Below are 24,618 nucleotides of genomic sequence, written 5' to 3' on the forward strand. Positions count from 1 at the left end.
GAGATCGCCATGCACAGCAGCCCACCCGATCGCAACTTCTTGGAACCTTGGTTCCGATCCCTATCCAAAATAACCAGGCTCGATGGCTTCGGTTGGCATTCTGGAGCACAAGCGATCGGCAAGGGACGCTTGGCCCATCGCAGTCTGGCCTGGCTCATTTGTTTTGGATTGATGGTGGGCGGTTGTGGATTGCCCCAAGTTAGTGCAGAGTCTCGGTTGCTATTGCCATTGTCCGTTGATTTTTTGGGGGCCTATTTGTTGCCCGCTCAACAGATCATGGACACGCCCGTGGGAGGGCTTTCGGCTTTGGCATACGATCGCCAAACCGATCAATTTCTGGCCCTTTCTGACGATCGCTCTAACTTGGCTCCCGCAAGGTTTTATACGCTCAAAATTTCCTGGCGATCGACCGACAATCCTAATCCTTCTAAGTCCTCTGTTTCTAATCAAAATTCAGTACCTTCATCGGTCAAAGCAGGGCAGACGATCGATCGCGTGACGGTTGAAAATGTCACCATTTTACGAGATGAATCGGGTGAGCCTTTTGCAGCAGGAGAAATTGATCCTGAAGGGTTAGCAATTACCCCACGAAATACGGTTTTAATTTCCAGCGAAGGCGATGTAAAACAGGGCATTCCGCCCATGATTCGCGAGTTCGATCGCAAAACGGGCATGGCCACGCGATCGCCCCTGCCCTTGCCCAGTCGCTATCTACCCGGCAACGCGGCGGACGGTTCGCCCCAAGGAATTCGCGATAATTTGGGTTTTGAGGCGCTGGGCATTGTGCCCGTGGGAGCGAATCCCTCCCCTGTGGAGCCGTTTCGGGCGTTCACAGCCACCGAAGAAAACCTGGCCCAAGATTTGGAGCCGAAACCCGAGAAAGCCGAGGGCGATCGCCCCACGATTCCGCCCCGATCGCGCATTTTACATTTCAGTTTGGGCGATGGGCCCCCATTTCCCATTTCTGAGCATTTGTACGAAATGGATCCGGCCAGCAGCACCGCCATTAGTAACGGTTTGGTGGATTTGATGCCCCTCGATCAAGGCGGACATTTCCTCAGTTTGGAGCGCACCTTTGACCCCCTAGAAGGCTTTGGAGCCAAACTCTTTCAGGTGGAATTAGGAACCGCCACAGACACCTCCAGCTATGCCAATTTGCGGGGGGCTTTACCCGATGTGAAACCCGCTTATAAAAAATTACTGCTGGACTTTAAAACCCTGGGCATCCCGATCGATAACTTGGAAGGATTGGCCCTTGGCCCCCAGTTACCAGACGGTCGCCAAAGCATCATTTTGGTGAGTGACAATAACTTTCGAGAAGCCCAAGTGACCCAGTTTATCTTATTGGCACTGGATGGGTTTAAGGCTCAGTAAAAGGCTCAGTAAGCAGTTAGCTGAGTACTGAATTCGTGGAGCAAGCCATCAAATCATCCATTAGGAAAATTGTTGGCTGCATAGGAAACCACTTTGGGCTGAAATTGCACTAAGTGCAGGTTATTCAGCAAGTCTTGGCTATTGTACTGTCCCCAATGCTCAATTTCCAGAAAGTTGGCCCATGATAGCGCCGGTTTATAGACCCGAAAATAGCGCATGAGGTGGAGCGAAGCAGCACTTTCCAAGGGGCCAATAAACTGATTGCTGGGTTGCCCAAAGTCCACTGTCGAAGCCCAAAGGGCCATTTGCGATCGGGTCAGAAAAAAGCAACCCGCATGGGGATTTCCCGCTCGTTGGAATTGAATCGGTTGACCGAGAAACTGGCCAACCAAAACGCGCCGCTCAGTGAAATGGTGGGCAAATCCCGGATTTTGGCCAGTTTTGCTTTCAAAGTCTGGATCAATATAGACCTTGTGATAGTTCGCGTGATAGTTCGCTGAATGATGGCTGTCTGGATGATTGCTGCCTAGTACGTCAGGATGGGTTGAGCTGACTAAATGCGAGGTAGATGAGTCAGAGCATTCACCGACTTCACCGGTTGCCAAAGAATTGGTTGCTAAAGAGTTATTGAGCCACGGATTTGACCATTCAAAACGATGGGGCTGCAAGATGGCGGTTTCGCCTAGGAGTGACTGAAACCATTGTTGTTTCAGAAAAAATAGGGGATCACGAATGGTCAAATCATCTTCCAAATAACAATAATAGTCATAATTTTCCGAGAGCCGATCGCCCAAAACTCGCTGGCAATAAAACCCCAACTCCCGATCGGGACAATCCAGGGCAATATGCTGAAAAAGATGGCGACTGACGGGCAATTGTGACAACAAATGGCGATCGCCTGTTGTGCAAAGCAGAATATTTAGTTCACAACTTGTCCATTGGTTCACCTGTTGAATTTGTAGTCCCTGTTGGGGCTGATCTTGGAAGGCAATTTGGCGAGCATTGAAAAGGCTATGCAGTGCCTGAATTCCCTGGCTGAGGGCAGCAATTCGCGGCCGGGGATCGCGCCTGGCGGAACCATATTTCCCATCAGCGTCAGGACGAAAAAAGTGCGGAATCGCCACCAAAATTCGCATTTTATAAAACCCTCTCAACCCTAGGACGCACTGACCAAGGCCATCGATCGGGCAGCGAATCCCGCGTTGGAAAGCGCGTGGGTGACGGCTCCCGGATCGCGCACCCGGAATTGGGGGCCAAACCGCACTAATTCACGGCGGCCATCCTCGCCGCGCACAATGGCAATCACGGGTGTTTTGGCATCATCCCCCGCCCAATTCAGCAGCAAGGTTCGTAACTGGTGTTGTTGTTCAATGTTGCCGGCCAAATCGGCAGAAATCTCGATCGTTAACAGTTGAATTTGATCAATAGGTTCCGCATCTTCAATGATGAATTGGGGTTGATCATCACGGCGATCGACCTTGCCCCAAATCATCAACTGTCGATCGGGCTGAATCAGTGGGTGAATTCGCTCATAGGCCCGGGGAAACACAATCGCCTCCGCCTGAGCCGTCAGATCTTCAATTTGCACGATGGCCATTCGATCGCCCTTTTTGGTCACCACCGGCTTCACGGAATTCAACATCACAATCGCGCTGACCGTTGCCTTGTCATCGGGTCGCTCGCCCAGTTCTGACAGGTTCATGGGAGCCAACAATCGAGAGGGTTTTTGAATATCCTTCAAGGGATGATCGGAAATATAAAATCCGAGTAATTCCTTCTCCAAATTCAACCGTTCCTGTTTGGGATAATCTTCCATCGGTTGCGCTTTGGGAGCCAAATCCAACACATTGTCTGGCGTTTTGGCATGGCTTGCGGATTCCAGTCCCATGGACAAATCAAACAGATTGCCCTGGCCGCTGGCTCGATCCTTGGCCCGGCTATGGGCCCAGTCGATAATTAACTCCAAATCAGCCATTGATTGACGGCGATTAGCCTGCAAGCAGTCCAATGCACCGCACTGCACCAATGCTTCCAAGGCCCGCCGGTTGACCGATCGCAAGTCAATTCGATCGCACAAATCAGCCAAAGATTTAAAGGAACCACCTTCCGATCGCGCCTGCAATAAACACTCGATCGCCCCCAATCCCAAGTTCCGAACTGCGCCTAAGCCAAACAGAATTTTGCCCCGTTTTCCTGACGCATCCTTGAGCGGTGTGAAGTCCACATCCGATCGATTAATATCCGGTGGCTCCACATCAATTCCTAGGCGCAAACAACTGGCAATATACATTTGCACCTTATCCCGATCGTCGCTGTTGGAAGTCAGCAACGCCGCCATATATTCAACGGGATAATTGGCTTTCAAATAAGCCGTTTGGTAGGTCACATAGCCATAGGCTGCCGAGTGGGATTTGTTAAAGCAATATTCCGCAAACTTCACCATCTGGTCAAACAAACTTTCGGCAATTTTGCTCTTGATGCCATTGCGTGCGGCCCCATCGACAAAAATGCTTTGGTGTTTTTCCATTTCCTCCTTTTTCTTTTTCCCCATGGCCCGTCGCAGCAGATCCGCTTCACCCAAGGTATAGCCCCCCAACTCTTGGGCCACCTTCATGATCTGTTCTTGGAACACCAAAACCCCATAGGTCTCGTTCAAAATGGGTTCCAACATTTCGTGGTCATAGGCGATCGCCTCTCGACCGTGTTTCCGGTTAATAAACTGTGGAATCAGACCAGCATCAAGGGGGCCTGGCCGATAGAGGGCCAAAATTGAAGAAATATCAGCCAAATTGGACGGTTTCAAATCTCGCACCACCTGGCGCATTCCGGAAGATTCCAACTGAAAGATCCCTTCCAAATCACCACTTGCCAGCAGTTTGTAAGCATTGGGATCATCTTCCGGCACACTGTCAATATCAATAGTTTTGCCACTGGTACGCTCAATGAGGTCAATGGTTTTTTGGATCATCGTTAGGTTTTTCAGACCCAAAAAGTCCATCTTCAGCAATCCAACGGCCTCAATATCTTCCATGTAATATTGAGTGATCACTGAGCCATCATTGTTGCGTTGCAGCGGCACGATTTCATCCAGGGGATCTGCGGAAATGACCACGCCGGCCGCATGAACCCCAAAGGTTTTGTTCGTGCCTTCAATCCGCATCGCCATATCTAGCCAGCGGCGATAGGTCACCCCCGGTAGCGCACCGGGAACCTGCTCATCTTTGTCATATTTTTCCTTAAATTCGGGGGCAGGTGTTTCATTGGAAACCATCACTTTCAACTTGGCCGGCTTGCCCCGCGAAACGGGAATCATTTTCGCCATTCGATCGGCTTCCCCGTAGGGAATATCCAACACCCGCGCCACATCCTTCAACACGGCTTTGGAGGTCATCCGGTTGAAGGTAATAATTTGCGCCACCCGATCGGTTCCATATTTTTGGGTGACGTAATCAATTACTTGATCCCGCTTTTCAATGCAGAAATCTGTATCCACATCGGGCATGGATTTCCGTTCTGGGTTCAAGAATCGCTCAAACAGCAAGCCATGGTGTACTGGGTCAATGTTGGTAATGCCGAGGCTATAGGCAACTAGGGAACCGGCAGCGCTGCCCCGACCGGGACCCACGGGAATATTGTGATCGCGAGCAAATTTGATGTAGTCCCAAACTACGAGGAAATAGGCCGAAAAGCCCATGCGTTGCAACATTTCCAGTTCGTAGGTTTGGCGTTCCACATATTCAGGGTGTCGATCGATCAATTCCTGCCGCGAGGCCAAACCCAAGCGTTGACAAAGGCCCTGCCAAGCCACTTCTTCCACGTAGGTGTCAGCGGTGTGACCGGGAGGAACCGGAAAGTCAGGAATCCGGGGTTGACCCAAGATGTTGTAATCTTCAATTTTTGCAGACACCTTAAGGGTGTTGTTAATGGCCTCTTGAATCACGTCATCGGTGAGGTGATCGCGGAAGAGTTGGGCCATTTCTTCGGCCGATTTCAGATATTCCGTACCGCTGTAGCGCAGTCGTTTATCTTCTGTAATTAGTTTGCCGGTTTGGATGCAAAGCAATGCGTCGTGGGCTTCCACATCAAAACAGGAAATGAAGTGGGAGTCGTTGGTGGCAATCAGTTGAATATCGAATTGGCGGGCTAGCCGAACCAAGGCCACATTTACCACCCGATCTTCCTGGGATCCGTGATCTTGCAGTTCTAAATAAAAATCATCGGCAAAAATTTCTTTGTACCATTGGGCAACCCGTTCCGCCACATCAAAACGCCCGGCCAAGATGGCTTGGGGAATTTCGCCCCCTAAGCAAGCACTGGTGACGATTAGGCCTTCGCGATGGGTTTCTAGTAGTTCTTTATTAATACAAGGACGGGCAAAAATGCCTTTTCCGCGCACCCCTTGCAGGTTGGAAACGGTGGTTAATTTAACGAGATTTTTATAGCCCTGTTTATTTTTCGCCAGGACAACTTGGTGATATTTCGGTAATTTTCGTTTGTCATCAAGGCTGCCATTGATGACATACATTTCGTTGCCAATGATCGGGCGAATGGGTTTGCCGCGACAAACTTTCAGCAGTTCGATCGCCCCATACATGACTCCGTGATCCGTCAGGGCGATCGCGGGCATTCCCAATTCCATGGCCCGATCGATCAAGGCGGGCAGTTGACTCGCCCCATCGAGCAGGCTGTAATCGCTGTGGATGTGGAGACCAACAAAAGACATGGCAGGAGAACCCGATCGAACCGATGGATGATGCGCTCTCCATTGTGGCGTATCGGGTTCCCGGGCGCGAGTGCCTCCAAAAGTAATCAGCCGGAACGAGCCAGGCTGCCGCTGCGTTCCACTAAATGCAGGGCGATCGAGCTGAGGGGAAGCACCTGTTTGGCCGCGCCCAGCTCGATCGCCGCTCGGGGCATGCCAAACACCACGGAACTGGCCTCATCTTGGGCGATCGTCCAGCCGCCCGCTTGGGACAGTTCCAACAGGCCCCTTGCGCCGTCGTTGCCCATGCCCGTCAGTAAAATCCCGATCGCCCGTTTGCCAAAGACCCGAGCCATGGCGCGAAAGGTGGCCGTCACCGAAGGGCAATGGCCATCCACCGGCTCCGTGCGAAAGGTGACGAACCGCCCTTGCAGATCAAACTCCAATTGGTGACCTTCCGGCGGAAAGTAAATCACGCCCGGCTGCGGGGTTTGGCCCGCTTGGGCAATTTGAATCGACAGCGCGCAATTGAGGCTGAGCCAATCCAGCAATCCCCGCAAGAAGCCCGTGCTGATATGTTGCACGCAAACCAGCGGCAGGGGAAAACGCGATGGTAATTGGCTCAAAATCTCCCGCAGGGCCTGGGGGCCGCCCGTGGAAGCGCCGATCGCCCCGATCGCCCGTTCGATCGCCGGCCCTTGCACCAGCGCCGACGGCAGCGCGATCGTGGGTGACGGTGAGGGGGATAGCGATCGCCGCAGCTTGAAAACCTTCACCCCCGCCAGCACCCGAATCTTGGCAACTAACTGGGCCGCCACTTGAGCATATTGTTCCGGCGAACTCATCACCGGTTTGGGGAACACATCCACCGCACCCGCCTCCAGCAACTCAAACACCGTGCGCCGATCATCTTCGCGAACGGAGTTGCTGATTACCAAAATGGGCCGGGGCGATCGCCCCATCACCTCGCGGGTCAATTCCAGCCCATTCATGCGCGGCATGTGCAAATCCGTGCAAATCACGTCGGGATAGGTCGTTTCCAGCAGTTCCAACCCCTCCAGCCCCGTGCGGGCCGTGCCCACCACTTGCAGCGCACCGGTACTCTCGATCGCCCGCCGCAGGAGCCGGATGGCAATTTCGGAATCTTCAACCAACAGCACTCGGATGGGGGGTGGAGCCACTGGTATTCCCTGCCTGAAATTTTGGTGCTGCAAATCGGGAGGCAATTAATTTTTGTCTGATTTTTTGTCCTATGCCTATTGTCGCAAATTTCTGGGGGTTTGAAGCTAAAATCAGCAAGGATTTAATCAATTAGCCGATCCATTAGCCGATTATTTGCTGATTATCTTTTTGAGATTCTGATCCTGTTCGAGCCATTGCTTTTTTTGAAGAAAATGACTCTGCTGCTTAGTTTTTTTGGAACAGCAAACAGAGTTCAATCGCCTTAGATTGCAGCGTTTCGATCGGGTCGCTGCCCCGCTTCAGGAGGGTTTCCTGCTCCAAGAGAAGCTGGAGGCTTTTTTGAAGTGCTTTGAGCCCCATAGGTTGCACTTCTTTCTTAATGAAAAAAAGTCGCTTGGGGTTGCCCAAATCTGCCGCCTTGGCAATCACCAAATCATCCCGCTCGCCCCGATCGAGCATCAGCTTCACCCACAGCCACAGCCGAAACTGGGTGACCAGAGAAGCATGAATTCGCAAAGGATTTTCATTTCGCGCGATCAAATCCGCAATCAGCTTCAAAGCTTGGGAAATTTGCCCCAGGGAAATGGCCTTCGCCAGCTCCAAACTGCTTTGGGTGGAAACGGAAACGAGGTGGTGAATATCTTCCTTGGCGATCGGGCGATCACCCACAAATAATTGCAGCTTTTCCAGCTCGCTGTAGAGTTGGCGCGTGTTGTTGCCCACCGCATTCACCAACAGTTCCGCCGCTTCAGGTTTAATTTTCACTTTCATCGCTTGGGCGGCCCGTTTCACCTGTTGCAACAGCTCCTCCGTTTTCCAGGGAGGAATCGGGGAAAATTCCTGAATTTCGGTGTTTTTGGCCTTCTGGAGCAATTTAGTGGACTTGAGGCGGCCATCGGGCTTTTGGCGGGAGGTGAGCAGCAAAATGGCATTGTCGGGAATTTGGGGCAGGGTGCGTTCCAGCTCTCGCAACCAATCGTCGGGACAGCGCTGGGCCAAGGCCGTTTCCGCCAGCCACACCAGCCGATCGCCCGCACCAAAGGGAGGAGTCACCGCCTGGGCCAGGGCCGCCAGCAGGCCATCCTCGCGATCGGGCGGGATTTTTTCAAAATTAAAGCTTTCCCAAGCCGCATCCACACGCGATCGCAACGGGTCGATCGCCCGCTGTATCGCAAAATCATCCTCACCCCAAAACCAATAAACCGGCATTTTGTTAAACGGTGGCGCACTCGCCCCCGGATGCTTGACTGGAGAATGGGCTAATGGGTTAGCCTTTGCCGCCCCCGATCAGGTAAAGCAACGCCATGCGCACCGCAATGCCGCTGGTCACCTGATCCGGAACCAAGCTCAGGGCCGGGTCATCCATCACATCGGAAGCCAACTCCACGCCGCGATTCGTGGGGCCCGGGTGCAACACCCGCACTTGGGGCTGACAGAGCCGCAGTCGATCGCGCGTAATGCCATAGCGTTGGTGATATTCCCGCAAGCTGGGCAGCAGGTGTTGGCTCATCCGTTCCTGTTGCAACCGCAAAGTCATCACAAAGTCCGCATCGGCCAAGGCCGGCTCCAGTTGCCAATGGATTTGGAGGGGCGATCGATCGGCCGTTGGCGGCAAAAATTGGGCAAATTCCCGAGGTAGCAGGGTTGGCGGCCCGGCCAAATGCACGGCTGCCCCGGCGGCCGTCAGGCTCCACAGATTCGATCGAGCCACCCGTGAGTGCAAAATATCGCCCACGATCGCCACCTTTTTGCCCCGCAAGTCCCCGATCGACGGTTTTTGGGGATTCAACACCTGGCAGATGGAGAACAGATCCAACAATCCCTGGGAAGGGTGTTCGTGTTGACCATCCCCCGCATTCAGCACACTCACCCCGGATTGCAGCCGATCCATCTCCGCCGCGATCGACTGGGGCACGCCGGCCTGCTTGTGCCGGATTACCATAATGTCTGTCCCCATGGCCAAATAGGTTTTGGCCGTGTCTAGGATCGTTTCTCCCTTGGTGAGCGAAGAGGATCCCGGCGCAAAGTTGAGAATATCCGCTGACAGGCGCTTGGCCGCCAGCTCAAAACTGCTGCGGGTGCGGGTCGAGGGTTCAAAAAACAGGTTGGTGACCACTTGCCCCTGAAGGGTGGGCACTTTTTTGGTGCGACGGGACAACACCTCGCGAAAACTAGCGGCGGTGGTCAACACGGTGTCGTAGTCTTCGCGCGAGAACTCCGCCAACGATAAGACGTGGCGGTGCGTCCAGCTTGCAGTGGTCATGGGGCGAGGGGAAATGCGGGCCAGCAATCCATTGAAGCGCAAATGCAGCGCAAACGGGTGCGCTGACGGAGGGGATTTGACTGGGCGATCGAATCAGGGGCCGATTGATCGTTCACACGGGAACTGGCGCGGCGGTTTGTACGGTGGTTTATTTGCGCGGTGGTTTATACGGATTGGGCGATCGCGCCTTTGAAGAACCGATCAAGCACCGGTCAATCAACGACCAAGCACCCAATCAACACCCAATCAGCACTAGATTTTAAACACCCCATTCAGCCCCCGACCCAGCGCCACCCCGCCACCGACCAATCAGGGATCTGGCCCCCATTCAGACTCCATTCAGACCCAATTCAGAAAGCTTTCCAGTTCGGAGACGCTGGCTGACCCCAACCGGCAAGATTGAGTCACCTTCTTTTCAGCCCCCCCCTTCAGCACTACCCCTCGTTGGAATTTTCGCCATGATGCTCGATCGCCCCAAGTTTTCTCAGGCTTCGCGACCCGCAACCCCTCGCCACGCTCCTTTGGCCTTGGCGCTGCTGGCCCTGGCCATGGTTCCGGGGTTGGCGGGCTGTAATTTGACCGGCGACCCTTCCGCCCAGGCAGCGGCAATTGATTCGGATCCGCTGCCCGACACGGTTTCGGTGGATCTGTATAAGCCGGACGGTGCTTGCAAAGGCTTGGTGGCCCAGTCGGTGAAAGTCCCGCGCGATCGGCCCTTGGAAGCGGCCGTGGGGCGGCTGTTGATTGAAGCAACCGGCGACAAACCCGATCCGGCCTTTGACCTCCGCCACTATCGCATCAGCTTGGACACGGCCAAGCGAGCCGTCACCATTGACCTGCGCTTGAATCCCGATGGCCGCCGCAAGTTCCAATCCCTGTCCAGTTGCGAACAGTTAACTCTGTTTGGCAGTTTGCAAGCGACCCTCACACGCAATCGACTTTGGCCGGTCGATCGGGTCTATTTCACCGACGGCGATCGCCCCTTGAGCCTATAAGGCAGTGACCAGGCGAGATCGACCCATGGGCAATGATTGGGGCAACGATGGGCAATCATCAGCAATTACGGGCAACCATTCAGCTCAATCCGCCTCCCCCGCATGGTAGGAACTGCGTACCAAGGGCCCCGATCGCACCTGGGTAAATCCCAGCTCGCGGGCCAGCGCTCCCAGGCGGTCAAACTCTGCCGGTGTCCAATATCTCTGGACGGGTAAATGGTCTAGGGACGGGCGTAGGTATTGGCCCAAGGTCAGCCGATCGCAATTCACCGATCGCAAATCTTGCAGGGCTTGAAAAATTTCCGCTTCCGTTTCCCCATGGCCCAACATCAGCCCGGACTTGGTGGGAATGGTGGGATCCAGTTCTTTCACCCAGCGCAACACATCCAGCGATCGGTGATATTTAGCGCCGCGCCGCACGGGCCCTTGCAGCCGCTCCACCGTTTCCAGGTTGTGGTTATAGCAAGCGGGCCGCAGGGCCGCCACCGCTTCCACCCGCGATCGCTGCTTGGCCTGGGGGTCGGGCTGGCCGCCCCAAAAATCCGGGGTCAACACTTCAATTTCCGTGCCAGGGGATTGCGATCGAATGGCGGCGATTGTCTGTGCAAACACATTCACCCCCCCATCGGGCAAATCATCCCGCGCCACCGAAGTCAGCACCACATAGCGCAACCCCAACAGCGCCACCGATTCCGCCACCTTGCGGGGTTCTTCCGGGTCGATCGGCATTGGCGCATGGCCCTTGTCCACCTGGCAAAAGCCGCACGATCGGGTACAAACGGGCCCCATCAACAAAAATGTGGCGGTTCGATTGGCATAGCACTCGCCGCGATTGGGGCAACGGCCCTCCTCGCAAATGGTGTGAATTTGCCGCTGCTTGATGATGCGCTGAACTTCGGCTAACTCACTGGCCCGACCCAAGCGTGGTTTCAGCCAGGTAGGCAACCCTTCGGGTACAACGGAACTGGGGGCACTAGCGGCACTGGAAGAAGAGGACGGCGACACAGGCGGCAAATGGATTTTGCAAATGAATTTCCCCTATTGTGGCGTAAGAATTGCGGGGCGATTGTTTGACCGCTGTTTGGGGAAATTTTGAGAAGAAATTGGGGGCGATTGGGGGCGATTGGGGGCACTTGGGGGAAAATTGCAAGGCGCAGTTTGGGGGCGATGGTTGGCTGGTTTTTGGGAGCCGTGCCGGGCGATCGCGCATGGGGGCAAGCTTGGGAAAAGCAGCACTCGCGATCGGGAAACTGATCGCACCAGCGGCGGGGCTTTTCAAACCTCGGGACGATCGCCATATACTGGAATCGCAGATGCCCAAGGGCCTTGGCTGTCGATCCAGTGACCTGGAAACATCGCTGAACATCCCTGGCGGACTCAACCCCAGGATTTGCAACGGTCTTCGGGAGTTTTCGGAAAGATTTTTCCAGATATTTCCCCTGGAGACTACCGGAGAGTCCCGATCGCTCGTATCTTAAGCAGGGGTATCCATTGCCAGCCTGTTTTCGGCCCCGATGGTGGCTGAATGCGGTCTTGAGTGATCGCTTCCTAACTTTTCATGCAGCGCGCCGCCCCCTTGAAGGGCGATCGCCCCTATCACTCCCGAATCGTCTGCACGCAAGCCTAAGGAGAAAGTCGTGGCAACACACAAAATCCTCGTCATCGATGACAGCAAAGTGATTCGGCAGCGCGTCAAAGAAATGTTGCCAGCCGGAAACTTTGAGGTTCTCGAAGCCAAAGACGGACTCGAAGGGCTACAGCTCATTCAGCAAGAACATCCCAACCTGATCATGTTGGATTTCCTGTTGCCCAAAAAGAGCGGCTGGGAAGTCTATCAAGAAATTCAAACCCAACCCCACCTGCAAGCGATTCCGCTGCTGGTGATGTCGGGGCGCAAAGAAGAAGTGACCGAAAAAATTTCGGAACCCTTCGAGCGATTTGCCTTCATCGAAAAGCCCTTTGAAAAGAAAGAGCTAATCGAATCCATCAAAGAAGCAATGCGGATTGCTTCGCGGATTCCAGCCGTGGCCCCGCCGCCCGTGGCTGCACCGGCCGCCGCGCCCGTGGCTGCGCCGGGTGCTTCCGCCGCTGAAATCCAGGCCCTGGAGCAAAAAGTGGCGACCTTGCAAGCGGAAGTGGATCAACTGAAGAAGCAGTTAACCCAGCTCGTGACATTCATTAAGCAAAAGTTGCGCTAGTTCATGCGCCGCCGGCCCGCTGGCATGACCCCGCCGCCGCCTTAGCCCACTTCAAAAGCACCGGTATGAAACAGCATCAAAGTTCTGATCTTCAAAGTTCTGATTTTGAGACGGATTTTGGTGCAAACCGTGGCGACCAACCCAACGACGGACAACCAACGCCCGATCGCCCCATAACACCCAGCCAGCAGCACCCATTCTTCGCTTGGCGGGTTTCTCCTTGGCTGACCAGCGCTCTGGTGGTGAGCACGGTGCTGGCGGGTGGTCTGGTTTGGGTGGCCTCGCCGCCGGCCTGTGCCTGTGGTTCTCCCTTACAGCCCACGGTGGGATCGGTGGTGCGGGCCCAGCAGATGTTTTATCAGGAGTATGGGCGGTTTGCCCGCGACGGCGCAGAACTACAAGCCCGGGTGGGTGCGCTAGTGTCGCCCAAGCTCAATCAGCAGTACCGCATCTACACCAGCGGCAATGCGGACACCGCTTGGGTGATGGGTGAGCATCGATCGCCCCCGGAGCTAACGCCGCTACGCTGGACACAGGTGCTGGTGAATAAACCCTTTGCCCGCAATTTGCCCTCGGATTATCAAATTCAGCTCAAGGTCAATGCTCAGGGGCGATCAAACCCAGCCCTTCAGGTGAGTCATTGCGAGATTCAGCGCCAATGGGTGGGCAATCCGCCGCTGGAACCCTTGACGTTGATGGAAATGCCGCCCCGTTGCCAAGCCCGCTAGGCCCTTAGCCACAAGATTACTCGCCACAAGATTACTCGCCACAAGGCCAGCCAGGGCCCAAACCCGTCACAAGATTGCACCTTAGCGATCGAGCTGGTTCTTCAGGGAAGCCAGGGCCGACCAACGGGCATCGATCGCCGGTTGCGTTTCCGCAGCGTCTTCCGGCTCCAAAATTCCTTGGCAGTCTTCGCTACAAAGCTGCTGGGCTGGCAGTTCAAGACAAAATTGCTGATAGAGCCAATCTTCGGGATAAAAATAACCCGTTGGCGACAAGGATTCTTGTAAATCCTCAGCGCTGATCTCTCGTTCTAGGGGTAAATCTTTAGACTCCGCCGCCTCATCCAACCAAATCGGCTCTTGGGTATCGACCACCAGCCGCTGATTGTATTGACAAAGGCAGCGATCGCAAGTGAGAGTCACAATTCCTTCCGCCTGGGCCGACACCTCCAGGAAATTGCCCCGGTGAACCACGCGCAACTTGCCGCGCACGGGGGTGAGGGTTTCCAAGCCTGGCAGAAAATCCTTGAATTCCCAACCGATCGTCCGATTGGTGGCCTTCAGGATATGGGGAATATAGACCGAATCCACGGTAGGAACCCCGCAGCGGGGAGGGTAAAGATGGGTGCGATCGGGAATGGCAGCAGACCGAGGGCCATTCCCGAATGGCCAGCCCAACCCAAACCGCCGAACCCCCAAGGCCCAGCGGCGCGGGTCAAGCTAGGCTTCGGTTGACTTCAGGGCCACCACCAACCGGCGGTGGGGTTCTTGGCCTTCGCTGTGGGTGGCGATGTCGCTGTAGGCCGCGAGCATGGCGTGGAGCTGTTTGCGTTGGGATGAGGAGAGTGAGTCGATCGCCACCGACTCCCCCGTTTCACGAACCTGCGACACCGCATTGGCCGCCACTGACTCCAGCTCGGCCCGTTGCTGGGCCCGGTAGCCGTTGAGTTCGATCGTGTAACCGCAATGGTCATCCCGATCGACCCCCACATTCAGCAGCATATTCGCCAAATACTGCATCGCATCCAGGGTCACCCCCGCTTCACCCACCACGCTGGTGATTTGCTCCGGAGACCAGGGCGAACCATCGATCGTGAGCCAATAGTTCAGCGCATTATCGATCGGGTCGTGCTGGGCTTGCACCTGGGTCGGCAAACCCAAGCGCGCCAGCAGCCCCTCCAGCCAAATTCGTCCCCGATCGCCCGGATCACTCATCACGACTTGCCCTTTTGCTTGTTGTTGTTCGTGCTGGGTTTGTTGCCTGGGCCTTTGCTCGGCTGATTCTTCGCCGGGCTGCTGGCCTTCGTGCCCTTGGGTTCAAACGGCAGCCGGCCCGTCGCGCCATCCACCGCCACCGCCTTCACATCCACAATGCCCTGAGCTTCCGCCATCTTTTGGATATTCTCCGGCAGCGGTTCCCGAGACAAAATGAACGCTTGGGCCGTTTGGAACAGGTTCGCCACCACCATGTACATCAGCACCCCAGCGGGCAGGGGGAAAAACAGAAACATCCCCGAAAAGATAATCGGCGTTAGCTTATTGGCCGCCGCCTGTTGCGGGTTATCCGTTGCCCCTTGGCTGGAAATCGATTGGCTGACATAAAGGCTCAAACCAAACAGCAGCACCATCGCCACAATATCCCAGTGGATCCCCTCATCGTCCACTGCGCCCACATGGCCCAGCGCACTGATGAACAGGAAGCCCTTGCTCGCCGCCAGGCCGGGAATCGTCCCTTGCAGGGTCACATCCCCCGGTTGCAGCGCCGTGATTTCACCGTTGGGGCCCAACTGCACCCGCTCGGCTCCCTTCATCACTTGCCACTTGGGCGAGAGATCAATGTCCCCACCGGCTTCTGTGGCCAGGGTGTTCAGGGTTTTGCCTTCGGGCGTTTGGAACTCCAGCTTGGTGGTGTCACCCACGGCCAGGCGCGTGCCACCGGGCAGCAACCCAACCACGGGATAGTGGGTGCTGTCGGAAATGTAGATGTTCTTGGGCGGGGTGGCAAACGCTTCCGGCTGCACCCGCTCAATTTGCTCCTGGGGCAAAATTTGCAGATTCACGGAGTAGGGCACATCCGCAAACGGTGAGCCACGCAGAGTGGTGAACAGGGCAATCAGCACGGGCATTTGCACCAGAATCGGGAAACAGCCGGCCAGGGGGTTCCCAAATTCCTTGTAAACGGCGCTGAGTTCTTCCTGCTGTTTTGCGGGGTCGCTTTTGTAGCGCTCTTGAATGTCCTTGATCTTTTTCTGCATGATCGGCTGGGTGATCTTCATCCGCCGCATACTGCGGATGGAGCCAGCGCTGATCGGATAGAGGGCAAAGCGCACCACCAGCGTCAGGGCGATGATGGCGAGGCCATAGCTGGGCACGATTCCATAGAAAAAATCCAGGATCGGCAGCATGACGTTGTTTGAGAGAAATCCAACTCCGAAATCCATGCGCGTTGCGTCGGTTGTGCGATCGAGTTGTTAAAAGTTATCAAAAAACCGTCAACGGGCGGTCAACGATTCGTTAAACGGAGGCAAAACGGCGCGGCTGGCCAAGGGTGACTCGATCGAGCCGAACGCTCACCCCATGAACCAGAGCTGCCCTAGCCCAAAGATGTGACTTCAGCTTATGCAAAGTGGGGGCCCTTGGGGGGTGGTTATCAAGTGGGGACTACCGCCCTGGCCGCGGGCCGCCGATGCCGCCCCATTCGTCACAGCCCAATCAACACATAACCCTCCGCCGGAAGCCACAAGGCCGTGCAAGCAGGAGGGTTGAACATGAGCAGCGAGGGGGCGATCGGGCGGTTTAGCGGTTGCTGGTGGCGGTTTGGGCCGCTGCGCCGATCCGCTCGTTGATGTAGTCGGCGACGGCTCGGAAGTTGGGAACCGATCGCATTTCCAGGCGGCTACCATCCTTGAGGGTCAGCACCATATCGCCCCAAGCACCCCAACCCCGGGGCACGGCCACAACGGCACGAATTTCGGGATAAATCACATCGGAGCGATCGCGCCCTTGCCAACCGCTGGTGATTGAAATGCGGCGGCTGGTGATGCGATAGCGCAACCAAAAGGCCCGCACGATCGAGCCGATGGTTAAGGGCAGGCAAATCACAGTTAGACCCAACAGCAAATTGACGATCAAATCGCCACGGTGGGGGCCGCCCTCATAGTAAACATCTTCCTTGATACCCATAGTCCAGTGCTCGTAAGGTTCAGTGCGGGCCAAATGGGGCGAATTGGGCGATCGCCGCCCCTGATGAATCGCGCAAAATCAACAGCGCAAACACAACGGTCTAAACGCTGGCTTGCTCCAAATCCAACTTGGCGGCGGTCAGCAACTGCTCCAATTCTTGCAGAATTTGGGGGTACTGACACAGGGGCATGGCTGGACGCACACTAATCACCGCCAGCCAACCGAGGGGCATGGTCGGCAAGTGCTGGCACAAAATACCGTGAATTTGTCGCCGCAGCCGATTGCGCACAACGGCGCGTTTATCAACTTTGCGGCTGATGCTGATGCCAACTTTCGGAGCCGGGGCCAGGGTGGGCAGCGTGGGGGCAACGGCCGCCGATGGTTCGCTGGGGGCGATCGCGGGGCTTGCCGGTGGCCGGTAGACCCAAAGGGTTAGGTGCTTGCTGCGATACCGTTTGCCTTGCCGATACACTCGGTCAAAGTCATGGCGATGTCGAAGTCGGTAGGCTTGGGGTAAGGCCATGCACGTTTGGGTGTAGGGGCGATCGCTCAACCACCCTGGAGCGGACTGCCGGTGAGCAATCCTTAAACCGCCAACCGAGCGCGACCGCGACGGCGACGAGCATTCAGCACGCGGCGACCGTTCTTAGTCCGCATCCGGGCACGGAAGCCGGAAACACGCTTGCGCTTGCGATTGGTTCCTTCAAGAGTACGCTTGGTCATGGTTGGGCTAGCTCCGAGTGGGCGATTGGCGGACTAAGCGTTGACCAAACGGGAGCGGGGGCGATCGCACGGGAACGGTTCACGGCTGCACCCAACTGCTGTCTGGCTTGGCAGTCCATATAAATAGGTTCAACAAATTTTGCGCCTGTCTAGGTGTTAGAAAGCGCGACTTTCGATGATATCACGAGCCGGTGCGTTGGCCGGAGATCCGCAAGTCGCGCGGGGCCGCGATTCTATTGATCGGTGTTGTCGTCGGGATTGCTGGGGGGTCGATCGGGAAAGTAGCCGGTCATTTTGCCCAACACCAGGCCGCCGATGCCCAACACGCCTTTTTCAAACAGGCCTTTGAAGGTTTGGAACAGTTCGGACTGTTGGGGATTGATCTGCGGCTGGTTGGCCAGGTGGATGGCGGCCCCACCCGAGAGGGCGGTGAACAAAACGGAAACGATCAGCAGTTGTTGATAGATCTGGGGGCGTTTCATTGGGAGGTGACTCCGGTGATTTCTGGAACAATTCAAGGATTGCCTGAAATCGCTGAAACGTGGTCTGAGTAAAGTGTCCGGGTTTTGTCAGACTGTCTGATTTTTGTCAAAGACATCGATCGCCCCGGCGATCTCGCTGGGCGGGTGAGGTCGGTGGGGGCAAGGGGCTGAAGCCCCTTGTTAGGATGGTTGAGGCATGGCAAATCGGCCAATCCCATGAACCCAAAATCGTCAGTTGAAGGGAGACCCATGCAGCGCCAAGACGCGATCGCCTGTTTTCAGGCCCATCGTGATGATTTGGCAGCATTGGGCGTAAAGACGCTATTTCTGTTTGGTTCTGTCGCTCGCAATCAAGCCACGATCAACAGCGATGTGGATTTGCTGGTGGAGTTTTCGCGACCTGTGGGGCTATTGACCTTTGCTCGACTCCATCGTTTTTTGGAAACATGGCTTGATCGTCCCGTGGATTTAGGAACGCCAGATTCTCTAAAAGACCATTTGCGATCGTCTGTCTCTCAGGATTTAGTTCATGCCTTCTCGATCGATTCAACAGCGACTGCAAGATATTCTGACGGCCGCACAGGAGATTCAGTTATTCACTCGTGATGTTGATCGTCAAACTTTTGAACAAGATTTGCGGACAATTCGTGCTGTGCTGTACAACTTTGCAATTATTGGTGAAGCAGCAGCAAGCTTATTACCAGATATTGAAATAAGTCATCCAGAAGTTCCTTGGAAAGATTTGCGAGGACTGAGGAATATTGCTATTCATGAGTATTTTCGAGTCAACCTGGATATGGTTTGGGAAACCATCATTCACGATCTTCCATTCCTAATCGATCAAATTCAAAAAATTCAGCGCACCTTATCTGATTAATGTCTTACCAAACCCAAGCGGTTGATATTCATCCGGCAGCCGATCGCCTGTGGTTTGAGCTGTGGCGATCGCAGTCGATCGAGCAGCGCTGGCAACGGGTCTGTGGTTTGCAGCGTCAGGGGCGTTGTTTGGCTCTGTGGGCGGCTCGGCAGCGGTTGCCCGCAACGGCGAGTGATCTGGCGATCGCTCAGGAATTTGCGCGGGCGATTTTGGGCGATCGGTTGGGCGATGGTGGTTCGGAGCGCTTGACCTATGGCGGGGATCCCATGACTTGGCAGCAAGATCAGTCGGCGATTTTGGCTCAACTGCATGAACTGTTTGAGCAGCGATCGATTCCCTACTTGGTGACCGGTGGGCAGGCGGCGATCATTTGGGGTGAGCCACGGTTCACGACGGATTTGGATATTTTGCTGGCGATCGATGGGGCGCAACTTGCGGCGCTGACCCAAACTCTGGAAGCGGCGGGTTTTTATGTGGCGGAACCGCTGCACCACACGATTAACATCATCCACCGCGATCGCATTGACAATGCCGATTTGATTCTGTCGCAGCAGACTCCGTTTGAGCGTTCTGCGCTGGAGCGGCGGTATCGGGTGGAAGCGCCGGGGATTCCGGTTCACTACATTGCCACGGCTGAGGATGTGGTGTTGGCGAAGTTGTTGTGGCGGCGCAGTTCCCGATCGGAGAAGCAGTGGCGGGATTGTTTGGGGATTGTCAAAATTCAGGGCGATCGCCTCGATCGCGCCTATTTGACGACTTGGGCAGAGCGGCTGAGTTTGCAGGATGATTTGCGCGATTTGTTGGCGGCGGGCGGGCTGTAGCGGTTGCCCCATAGCCGATCGCGCGGGGTTTCTCGCAAAATAGAGACGGTTCTCCACTCGATCGCCCCATGGCCCGCAACGAACGATCGCTGAAAGCTACGCCAGCCGGTTGCCAAAAGCTGACTGAAGCCCTGAAAAACAGCCGCTACAACAAAAGCAAGATTGGGGATTTTGTTCAGTACCGCAAGCGGGATGGCAAAGATGATCAAGGCGTATCGCGGGCGACGATTGCGAAGGCTTTTAAGGGCGAACCGGTCGATCGGGGAATTTTTATTGGGTTGTGCGATCTGCTGGGGTTGAGTTGGCAGGAAGTGGCTGAGTTGGCAACTAGCGAGCCGCCTGCTCCGAGCGTGGCATCGGATGCGATCGATGTGGCGTGGGTGCGACGTAAGCTTGATCCTTACCTAAGACGAAAAAATATTAAACCGTTAACGACTAGCAGCCCGATTCCTCTTGACGAGATTTATGTCCAAGTAGATGTGCTAGAAAAGCTGACAGCTAATCGACGACTTAGCTCATCAGAACTGCTTCGATCAGGCAAGGCTCCAGAAAATCGAATTTCGAGCTTGGAAGCAGTCAAAAAACACAAGGCACTGATAGTTTGGGGCAAGCCTGGTGCGGGAAAAAGCACGTTCTTGAAACACTTAGTAACTGCTTGTCTCGATGAAGAAATTTTGAGTGACCATATACCCATATTCCTTGAACTCAAAACATGGACAGAATCGCCAGGACAGCCGAATTTTCTGGATTTTATAGCCCGTCAGTGGTCAGACTGGGGCATTGCTAATTCAGATATAGTTTTGAATCAGCTCCTTAAAAGCGGCAAGATTTTAGTCTTATTAGATGGACTAGATGAAGTATTAGAAGCTCATACGAACCGAGCAATTCGAGAAATTGAGTCTTGGGTTGAGCGTTTTCCAGAAATTCATATTGTTGCCACTTGCCGAATTGCTGCAAAGGAATATATTTTTGAAGATTTTACTGAAGTCGAAATAGCTGATTTCTCAAATAGCCAAATTCAGCAATTTGTCATCAACTGGTTTGAGCATCATCAAGATTTGTCCAAGGCTAATCAATTCTTAGAGAATTTAAGAAGCAACCAATCTATTTTAGAGTTATCCAGCAATCCGCTGCTGTTGACATTGCTCTGCTTGATTTTTATTGAAAGTGGTAATTTTCCGACCAATCGAGCAAAGCTCTACGAGGAAGGAGTAGATCTGCTTCTGAAAAAGTGGGATCTTAAACGAAAGATTCAACGCGATCAAGTCTATAAAAACCTATCAGTTGACCGTAAAAAAAATTTGCTGTCACGACTGGCGCTGGCAACATTTCAAGAAGGAGCGTATTTCTTTGATCAAGGTGTGGCTGAAGAATGGATTACAAAATATATTCATGATCTACCTGATGCCAAATATGATCCTGAGATCTCACAACTGGATGGTGAAGCAGTTTTACGATCAATTGTTGCCCAGCATGGACTACTTGTAGAGCAGTCTTGTGGAATCTATGCCTTTTCACATTTGACTTTTCATGAATATTTTGCAGCACAAGCAATTGCTGCTAGTCAAGACTGGAAGATTCTAGCTCGAAATTTGCTCGAAAAAAATTGGCGAGAAGTCATCTTGCTGATTGCCAATAGTATTCAACAGGGTGATGAATTACTATTAACTCTAAAGCAGAGAACTGACAATTTATTGGCTGACGACCCGAAACTTCAGGCTGTTTTAGCCTGGGCAACTGAGAAAGCAGACTCGATACAAACACCGTACAACCTGCAAGTGGTAATCGCTTTTTATCTTACTCAAGCAAGTATTTGTTATATTCCTTCATCACATGACCATGCCTATGCTCATCACTTAAACACAGATCAGCCTGACAAGTTAGCTATTTTTCTAGCTTACAATCTTGCACATACTCATGATCTTACTCATGCTCTTGATCGTAATCATGATGTTATTCTCGCTGTCGTTCGTATTCACGAAATCGGCCTTGATCTTGAACTTGGTCTTGCTCTCGCTTTTATTCCTGACCTTGCATCTGCTATTGCTTATGCCTACCAGTTAAATAGCCAATTACTAATAGATCAACTAACTGATCTGCAGAGCCAATTAGACCCAATACGAGGCTTGCCCTTGAACCAAAAAGAAGAGTGGTGGAAAAATGAAGGTCAAAATTGGATTCAATCTTTACGAGCTGTGATGATTGAGCATCGTAATATTGGTCATGATTGGCAGTTTTCTGAACAGCAAAAAGCACTTTTAAGGAAATACAATGATGCCAATTTACGGTTGGCAGAATGTTTGAATACTGATTGTTATTTGTCCCGAGAAGTGCGGCAAGATATCGAAGCCACAATGCTGCGCCCGATCGCCCAAATTGAGGCCTACTACGCCGCCAAAGGCAAACCCTATCCACCCGTTCCTAACCCCTAACCCGCGATCGCAGACAGAGGCGATCGGGCACTCGCGGGCACAAAATCCTCCTCCCGCAGCCCCAACTCAATCAGGTCATCGATCAAGGTGTCCGTGCCATTCCACTCCACCCGAATTTGTTCCCCGATCGCCCGTAAATGCACCACCACACTGTGGATGCGATCGCGCCCCGACCACCCCACATTCATCAACAAATAATTCCCCGTTTCCGCATCACAAACCGCAATCAGCTCCACCCCCCGATCCGTTCGCGCCAACCCCACATACCGCTGAAAAACCGTCTGAATTGCCTGCCGAAAATCTACGCTCTCAGCCATTGCAACACCTCCAGAAACCCAACGCGATCATAATAGAAGCGTGACGGGCGCCGGGTTTCATGCTTCAACCCAACCTACGCGGCTAGTGAACCCAAGCTAGCCTAGACACAAACCAAACCTGATCAATCAACAGCAAGCATCATGACCCAGATTATTGCTGCCCAAGATGTCACCCTTCGGAGCCTGAAACAAGACTTTGGGTTGCAACTGACCGATGATACCGACTTTTTTCCCGAGTGGCGATCGCCCCAAGCCAGCCTCAGCCCCCTAGAACAACAACTGCTCGATCGCGTCAAACAGAACTTTCAAACCCTGCTTGAAGACCCACCCCTGCTCGAAGACGGCGTGAAAATGGTCGTGCTTGCGCCCCTGCTCGACCTCGCCGGTTTCTATCAAAAACCCTTCCGGATTCAAACCGAAAGCCGCATCGAAATCACCGCCGAAGATCAAGGGGCGATCGTCCGCGGCCGGATTGATGTGTTGGTGCTGCACGATCGCCTCTGGGTGCTGGTGATCGAATCCAAACGCAGCGACTTCTCCGCCCTGCGAGCGATTCCCCAAGCCCTCGCCTATTTGTTAGCCAATCCCCAGGGCGATCACCCCAGCTATGGCCTAATCACCACCGGCAATGAATTCCTGTTTTTGAAAACCGACGGTATATCCCGGCGCTACGCCAACTCCCGCCTGTTTTCCTTACTCAATCCCGGCAACGAACTCTATGAGGTGCTGCAAATCCTGCGCACCTTGGGCACAACCTTGCAACCAGCGCGATCGTAAGGCCGGGAAAATCGGGGCGGGCGCAAGGCCTTGCGCCCCTACGAGATTTGGGGTCGGGCTATTGCGGGCGCTGGACGATCACTTCGCGGATCCGTTGCTTGCGATCGGGGTCGATCGCCACCAATCGCACATAACAATCCAGGTTTTCCGCCAAGCAGGTTTCCAACTTCCCGATCGCCTCGGTTTCCTGGTGTGGTTCCGCCGTTCCGTAGCATTGCCAGGAATTCGCATTGTAGTGGCGCTTGTCGGCCACCTCGATTCCCAGTCGGTAGCCGTTGTTAACGATCGGCACAAGCTGCGATCGAATCGTCGGGCCCAAGGGCTGCACCAACTTCGGCCGCTGGCTGCTGCGATATTCCAACTTCGCTTCCAAATCGGGATTGCCACTCAAGGGCGGCAACTCCGGTTCCAGCTTGGGCCGGGGCACGCCGCTGGGTTTGGCTTCCGGGGCGATCGGCTGGGTTTGGGTGTGGGTGGCCACGGCCGGCTCGGCGGCGATCGGCTCCGGTTGGGCAGTGGCGCTGTAGGGGCGCGATCGACCCTGTAGCCCGTTGGTTTCGCCTTGGCCGTTTTGGCTCACCGTTTCGCTGGCGGCATTGGCCTCGCCGTGGGGATTGTAGGCCGCCACCAGGTGCAGTTCCCGAATTCGATCTTGCTCCTTCACCAAGGCGGCCCCGATCATCTTCAGTTGTTCCAGGGTCGGTTGCGGTTCCGCAAACTGGGGCAGCGCTTCCTTGGATTTCAGCAGCCGATTCGACACCTGCGCCAAGCCCGTATCTTGGATGAACTGCCGCACCAGGTCGTCATAGACCCGCGATTTCATGGCCCCAAAGAAGTCCACGGACTGGTTGGGGAAGGTTTCCACCAGCTCGGCCACGGCGCGATCGGCCAAACCCAGACCCTCAAACATGCCGCGCACCACCTCCAGCCGTTCCGCCGCCGTCGGTTCCCAATAGAACTTGTCCATCCGCCCGTCGCGGATCAGGGGCGCGTAGAGCGTGCCAAAGTCATTGCCCGTAACGATGATCGGAATCCGGCGCACCGGCTCGCTGTCGTAGCTGCCGGGCAACTGCACGTTGGTGGGGTTGTCGGCAATGTTCATCAGGGTGGCGTTCACCAATTGGGTGTTCACCGTGTATTGGGTCAGGCGATCGAACCGGCCCGCCCCCGCATCAATATCGTTAATCAGCAGCACACACATCCGCCCGCGCACCTTCACCATGTCCGAGGCTTCCCGGTAGCGCAACCGCAACAGCCGCGCCGGGTCGCCCGCGTCGGGGCTTTCCAATTCGCCGCCGGAAATATGCACCGCGTCGATGCCCATTTGCTCAAAGACCAGGTTGCACTGGAAGGTTTTGCCCTCGCCTTTTTTGCCGTGAATGCCCAAAATCAGCGGTACGGGCACACGGGGCAAGTTCAGGAAGTTCTTGACCACATGGACGGCGACTTTCTCGGTGAAGCGGGGCGAAACGAAGTAGGACATGGTGCGCAACGGAGACAACGGGAACGGCGCAACCCAAGCGCCAGGGCAATTATCGCCTATCCCGTACCCCTCCCCGATCGAACC

General features: G+C 54.6%; 24 protein-coding genes. 9 read left to right on the forward strand and 15 right to left on the reverse strand.

The annotated features are described in order from the left end of the window. Positions 1 to 9: 9 nt before the first annotated feature. Complete coding sequence (locus H6F46_RS01595; protein ID WP_242027727.1) at positions 10 to 1,374, forward strand: esterase-like activity of phytase family protein; 1,365 nt, start codon at positions 10 to 12, stop codon at positions 1,372 to 1,374. A 53-nt stretch (positions 1,375 to 1,427) separates the two neighbouring features. On the opposite strand, the gene H6F46_RS01600 is transcribed toward H6F46_RS01595, so the two are convergent. The 5 genes from H6F46_RS01600 to H6F46_RS01620 all read right to left on the reverse strand — a co-directional run bounded on the left by H6F46_RS01600 (position 1,428) and on the right by H6F46_RS01620 (position 9,521). Further along, entirely contained in the window at positions 1,428 to 2,510 is a 1,083-nt protein-coding gene (locus H6F46_RS01600) for a hypothetical protein (RefSeq protein ID WP_190355734.1), read from the reverse strand. A 20-nt stretch (positions 2,511 to 2,530) separates the two neighbouring features. Then, on the reverse strand, positions 2,531 to 6,097 hold the full coding sequence (locus H6F46_RS01605; RefSeq protein ID WP_190355733.1) for a DNA polymerase III subunit alpha: 3,567 nt from the start codon (positions 6,095 to 6,097) through the stop codon (positions 2,531 to 2,533). Between the two features lie 86 nt (positions 6,098 to 6,183). Next, the gene (gene cheB / locus H6F46_RS01610) at positions 6,184 to 7,257 is read right to left on the reverse strand and encodes a chemotaxis-specific protein-glutamate methyltransferase CheB (protein ID WP_190355732.1); all 1,074 of its coding nucleotides are present in this window, start codon (positions 7,255 to 7,257) and stop codon (positions 6,184 to 6,186) included. A 226-nt stretch (positions 7,258 to 7,483) separates the two neighbouring features. Continuing rightward, positions 7,484 to 8,467 carry a DNA polymerase III subunit delta gene (gene holA / locus H6F46_RS01615; RefSeq protein ID WP_190355731.1) on the reverse strand — a complete coding sequence of 328 codons (984 nt, stop codon included), beginning with the start codon at positions 8,465 to 8,467 and terminating at the stop codon, positions 7,484 to 7,486. A 58-nt stretch (positions 8,468 to 8,525) separates the two neighbouring features. Further along, positions 8,526 to 9,521: an aspartate carbamoyltransferase catalytic subunit gene (locus tag H6F46_RS01620; protein ID WP_099532479.1), complete on the reverse strand. Its 996-nt coding sequence runs from the start codon at positions 9,519 to 9,521 to the stop codon at positions 8,526 to 8,528. A 458-nt stretch (positions 9,522 to 9,979) separates the two neighbouring features. On the opposite strand from H6F46_RS01620, the gene H6F46_RS01625 reads away from it, so the two are divergent. Next, complete coding sequence (locus H6F46_RS01625; RefSeq protein WP_190355730.1) at positions 9,980 to 10,516, forward strand: hypothetical protein; 537 nt, start codon at positions 9,980 to 9,982, stop codon at positions 10,514 to 10,516. 84 nt (positions 10,517 to 10,600) lie between these two features. Here H6F46_RS01625 and lipA read toward each other — a convergent pair whose 3' ends face one another. Further along, positions 10,601 to 11,521, reverse strand: coding sequence for a lipoyl synthase (gene lipA, locus H6F46_RS01630; protein ID WP_347278347.1), 921 nt, complete (start codon positions 11,519 to 11,521; stop codon positions 10,601 to 10,603). 632 nt (positions 11,522 to 12,153) lie between these two features. Between lipA and H6F46_RS01635 the strand changes: the two genes are divergently transcribed. Together H6F46_RS01635 and H6F46_RS01640 are read left to right on the forward strand one after the other, a co-directional pair. Beyond that, a complete protein-coding gene (locus H6F46_RS01635; protein ID WP_099534327.1) occupies positions 12,154 to 12,714 on the forward strand; it encodes a response regulator in 561 nt (186 codons plus the stop codon). Positions 12,715 to 12,779: 65 nt separating this feature from the next. Beyond that, positions 12,780 to 13,442 (forward strand): hypothetical protein, encoded by a 663-nt coding sequence (locus H6F46_RS01640; RefSeq protein WP_099534328.1) that lies wholly within the window; start codon positions 12,780 to 12,782, stop codon positions 13,440 to 13,442. Positions 13,443 to 13,523: 81 nt separating this feature from the next. On the opposite strand, the gene H6F46_RS01645 is transcribed toward H6F46_RS01640, so the two are convergent. The 7 genes from H6F46_RS01645 to H6F46_RS01675 form a co-directional block, all read right to left on the reverse strand. Further along, positions 13,524 to 14,030, reverse strand: a complete 507-nt coding sequence (locus tag H6F46_RS01645) for a DUF177 domain-containing protein (RefSeq protein WP_099534329.1) — start codon at positions 14,028 to 14,030, stop codon at positions 13,524 to 13,526. A gap of 129 nt (positions 14,031 to 14,159) precedes the next feature. Continuing rightward, the gene (locus H6F46_RS01650) at positions 14,160 to 14,654 is read right to left on the reverse strand and encodes a R3H domain-containing nucleic acid-binding protein (protein ID WP_099534330.1); all 495 of its coding nucleotides are present in this window, start codon (positions 14,652 to 14,654) and stop codon (positions 14,160 to 14,162) included. Beyond that, entirely contained in the window at positions 14,654 to 15,880 is a 1,227-nt protein-coding gene (yidC, locus tag H6F46_RS01655) for a membrane protein insertase YidC (protein WP_099534331.1), read from the reverse strand. The genes H6F46_RS01650 and yidC overlap by 1 nt, the downstream gene beginning before the upstream one ends. Before the next feature lie 355 nt (positions 15,881 to 16,235). Then, positions 16,236 to 16,622 (reverse strand): PH domain-containing protein, encoded by a 387-nt coding sequence (locus H6F46_RS01660; RefSeq protein WP_099534332.1) that lies wholly within the window; start codon positions 16,620 to 16,622, stop codon positions 16,236 to 16,238. A 100-nt stretch (positions 16,623 to 16,722) separates the two neighbouring features. Further along, complete coding sequence (gene rnpA, locus H6F46_RS01665; protein WP_099534333.1) at positions 16,723 to 17,145, reverse strand: ribonuclease P protein component; 423 nt, start codon at positions 17,143 to 17,145, stop codon at positions 16,723 to 16,725. A gap of 62 nt (positions 17,146 to 17,207) precedes the next feature. Next, positions 17,208 to 17,345 carry a 50S ribosomal protein L34 gene (rpmH, locus tag H6F46_RS01670; protein WP_099534334.1) on the reverse strand — a complete coding sequence of 46 codons (138 nt, stop codon included), beginning with the start codon at positions 17,343 to 17,345 and terminating at the stop codon, positions 17,208 to 17,210. Between the two features lie 233 nt (positions 17,346 to 17,578). Continuing rightward, positions 17,579 to 17,827: a hypothetical protein gene (locus H6F46_RS01675; protein ID WP_099534335.1), complete on the reverse strand. Its 249-nt coding sequence runs from the start codon at positions 17,825 to 17,827 to the stop codon at positions 17,579 to 17,581. 249 nt (positions 17,828 to 18,076) lie between these two features. On the opposite strand from H6F46_RS01675, the gene H6F46_RS01680 reads away from it, so the two are divergent. The 4 genes from H6F46_RS01680 to H6F46_RS01695 all read left to right on the forward strand — a co-directional run bounded on the left by H6F46_RS01680 (position 18,077) and on the right by H6F46_RS01695 (position 21,957). Continuing rightward, complete coding sequence (locus H6F46_RS01680) at positions 18,077 to 18,433, forward strand: nucleotidyltransferase family protein (RefSeq protein WP_190355726.1); 357 nt, start codon at positions 18,077 to 18,079, stop codon at positions 18,431 to 18,433. After that, a complete protein-coding gene (locus H6F46_RS01685) occupies positions 18,357 to 18,704 on the forward strand; it encodes a DUF86 domain-containing protein (protein WP_190355724.1) in 348 nt (115 codons plus the stop codon). Before H6F46_RS01680 ends, H6F46_RS01685 begins: the two co-directional genes overlap by 77 nt. Next, positions 18,704 to 19,525: a hypothetical protein gene (locus tag H6F46_RS01690; protein WP_190355722.1), complete on the forward strand. Its 822-nt coding sequence runs from the start codon at positions 18,704 to 18,706 to the stop codon at positions 19,523 to 19,525. The genes H6F46_RS01685 and H6F46_RS01690 overlap by 1 nt, the downstream gene beginning before the upstream one ends. A 68-nt stretch (positions 19,526 to 19,593) precedes the next feature. Beyond that, positions 19,594 to 21,957 (forward strand): NACHT domain-containing NTPase, encoded by a 2,364-nt coding sequence (locus tag H6F46_RS01695; RefSeq protein ID WP_190355720.1) that lies wholly within the window; start codon positions 19,594 to 19,596, stop codon positions 21,955 to 21,957. Here the strand turns inward: H6F46_RS01695 and H6F46_RS01700 are convergent. Continuing rightward, positions 21,954 to 22,274: an element excision factor XisI family protein gene (locus H6F46_RS01700; protein ID WP_190355718.1), complete on the reverse strand. Its 321-nt coding sequence runs from the start codon at positions 22,272 to 22,274 to the stop codon at positions 21,954 to 21,956. The two genes, H6F46_RS01695 and H6F46_RS01700, sit on opposite strands and share 4 nt — an antisense overlap. A gap of 141 nt (positions 22,275 to 22,415) precedes the next feature. Between H6F46_RS01700 and H6F46_RS01705 the strand changes: the two genes are divergently transcribed. Continuing rightward, positions 22,416 to 23,051 (forward strand): type I restriction endonuclease, encoded by a 636-nt coding sequence (locus H6F46_RS01705; protein ID WP_190355716.1) that lies wholly within the window; start codon positions 22,416 to 22,418, stop codon positions 23,049 to 23,051. Positions 23,052 to 23,109: 58 nt separating this feature from the next. Here the strand turns inward: H6F46_RS01705 and H6F46_RS01710 are convergent, their stop codons facing one another. Next, positions 23,110 to 24,534, reverse strand: coding sequence for an AAA family ATPase (locus H6F46_RS01710; RefSeq protein ID WP_190355715.1), 1,425 nt, complete (start codon positions 24,532 to 24,534; stop codon positions 23,110 to 23,112). Between the last annotated feature and the right edge of the window lie 84 nt (positions 24,535 to 24,618).

Source organism: Limnothrix sp. FACHB-1083, from assembly GCF_014696485.1.
Classification (GTDB): Bacteria; Cyanobacteriota; Cyanobacteriia; order CACIAM-69d; family CACIAM-69d; genus CACIAM-69d.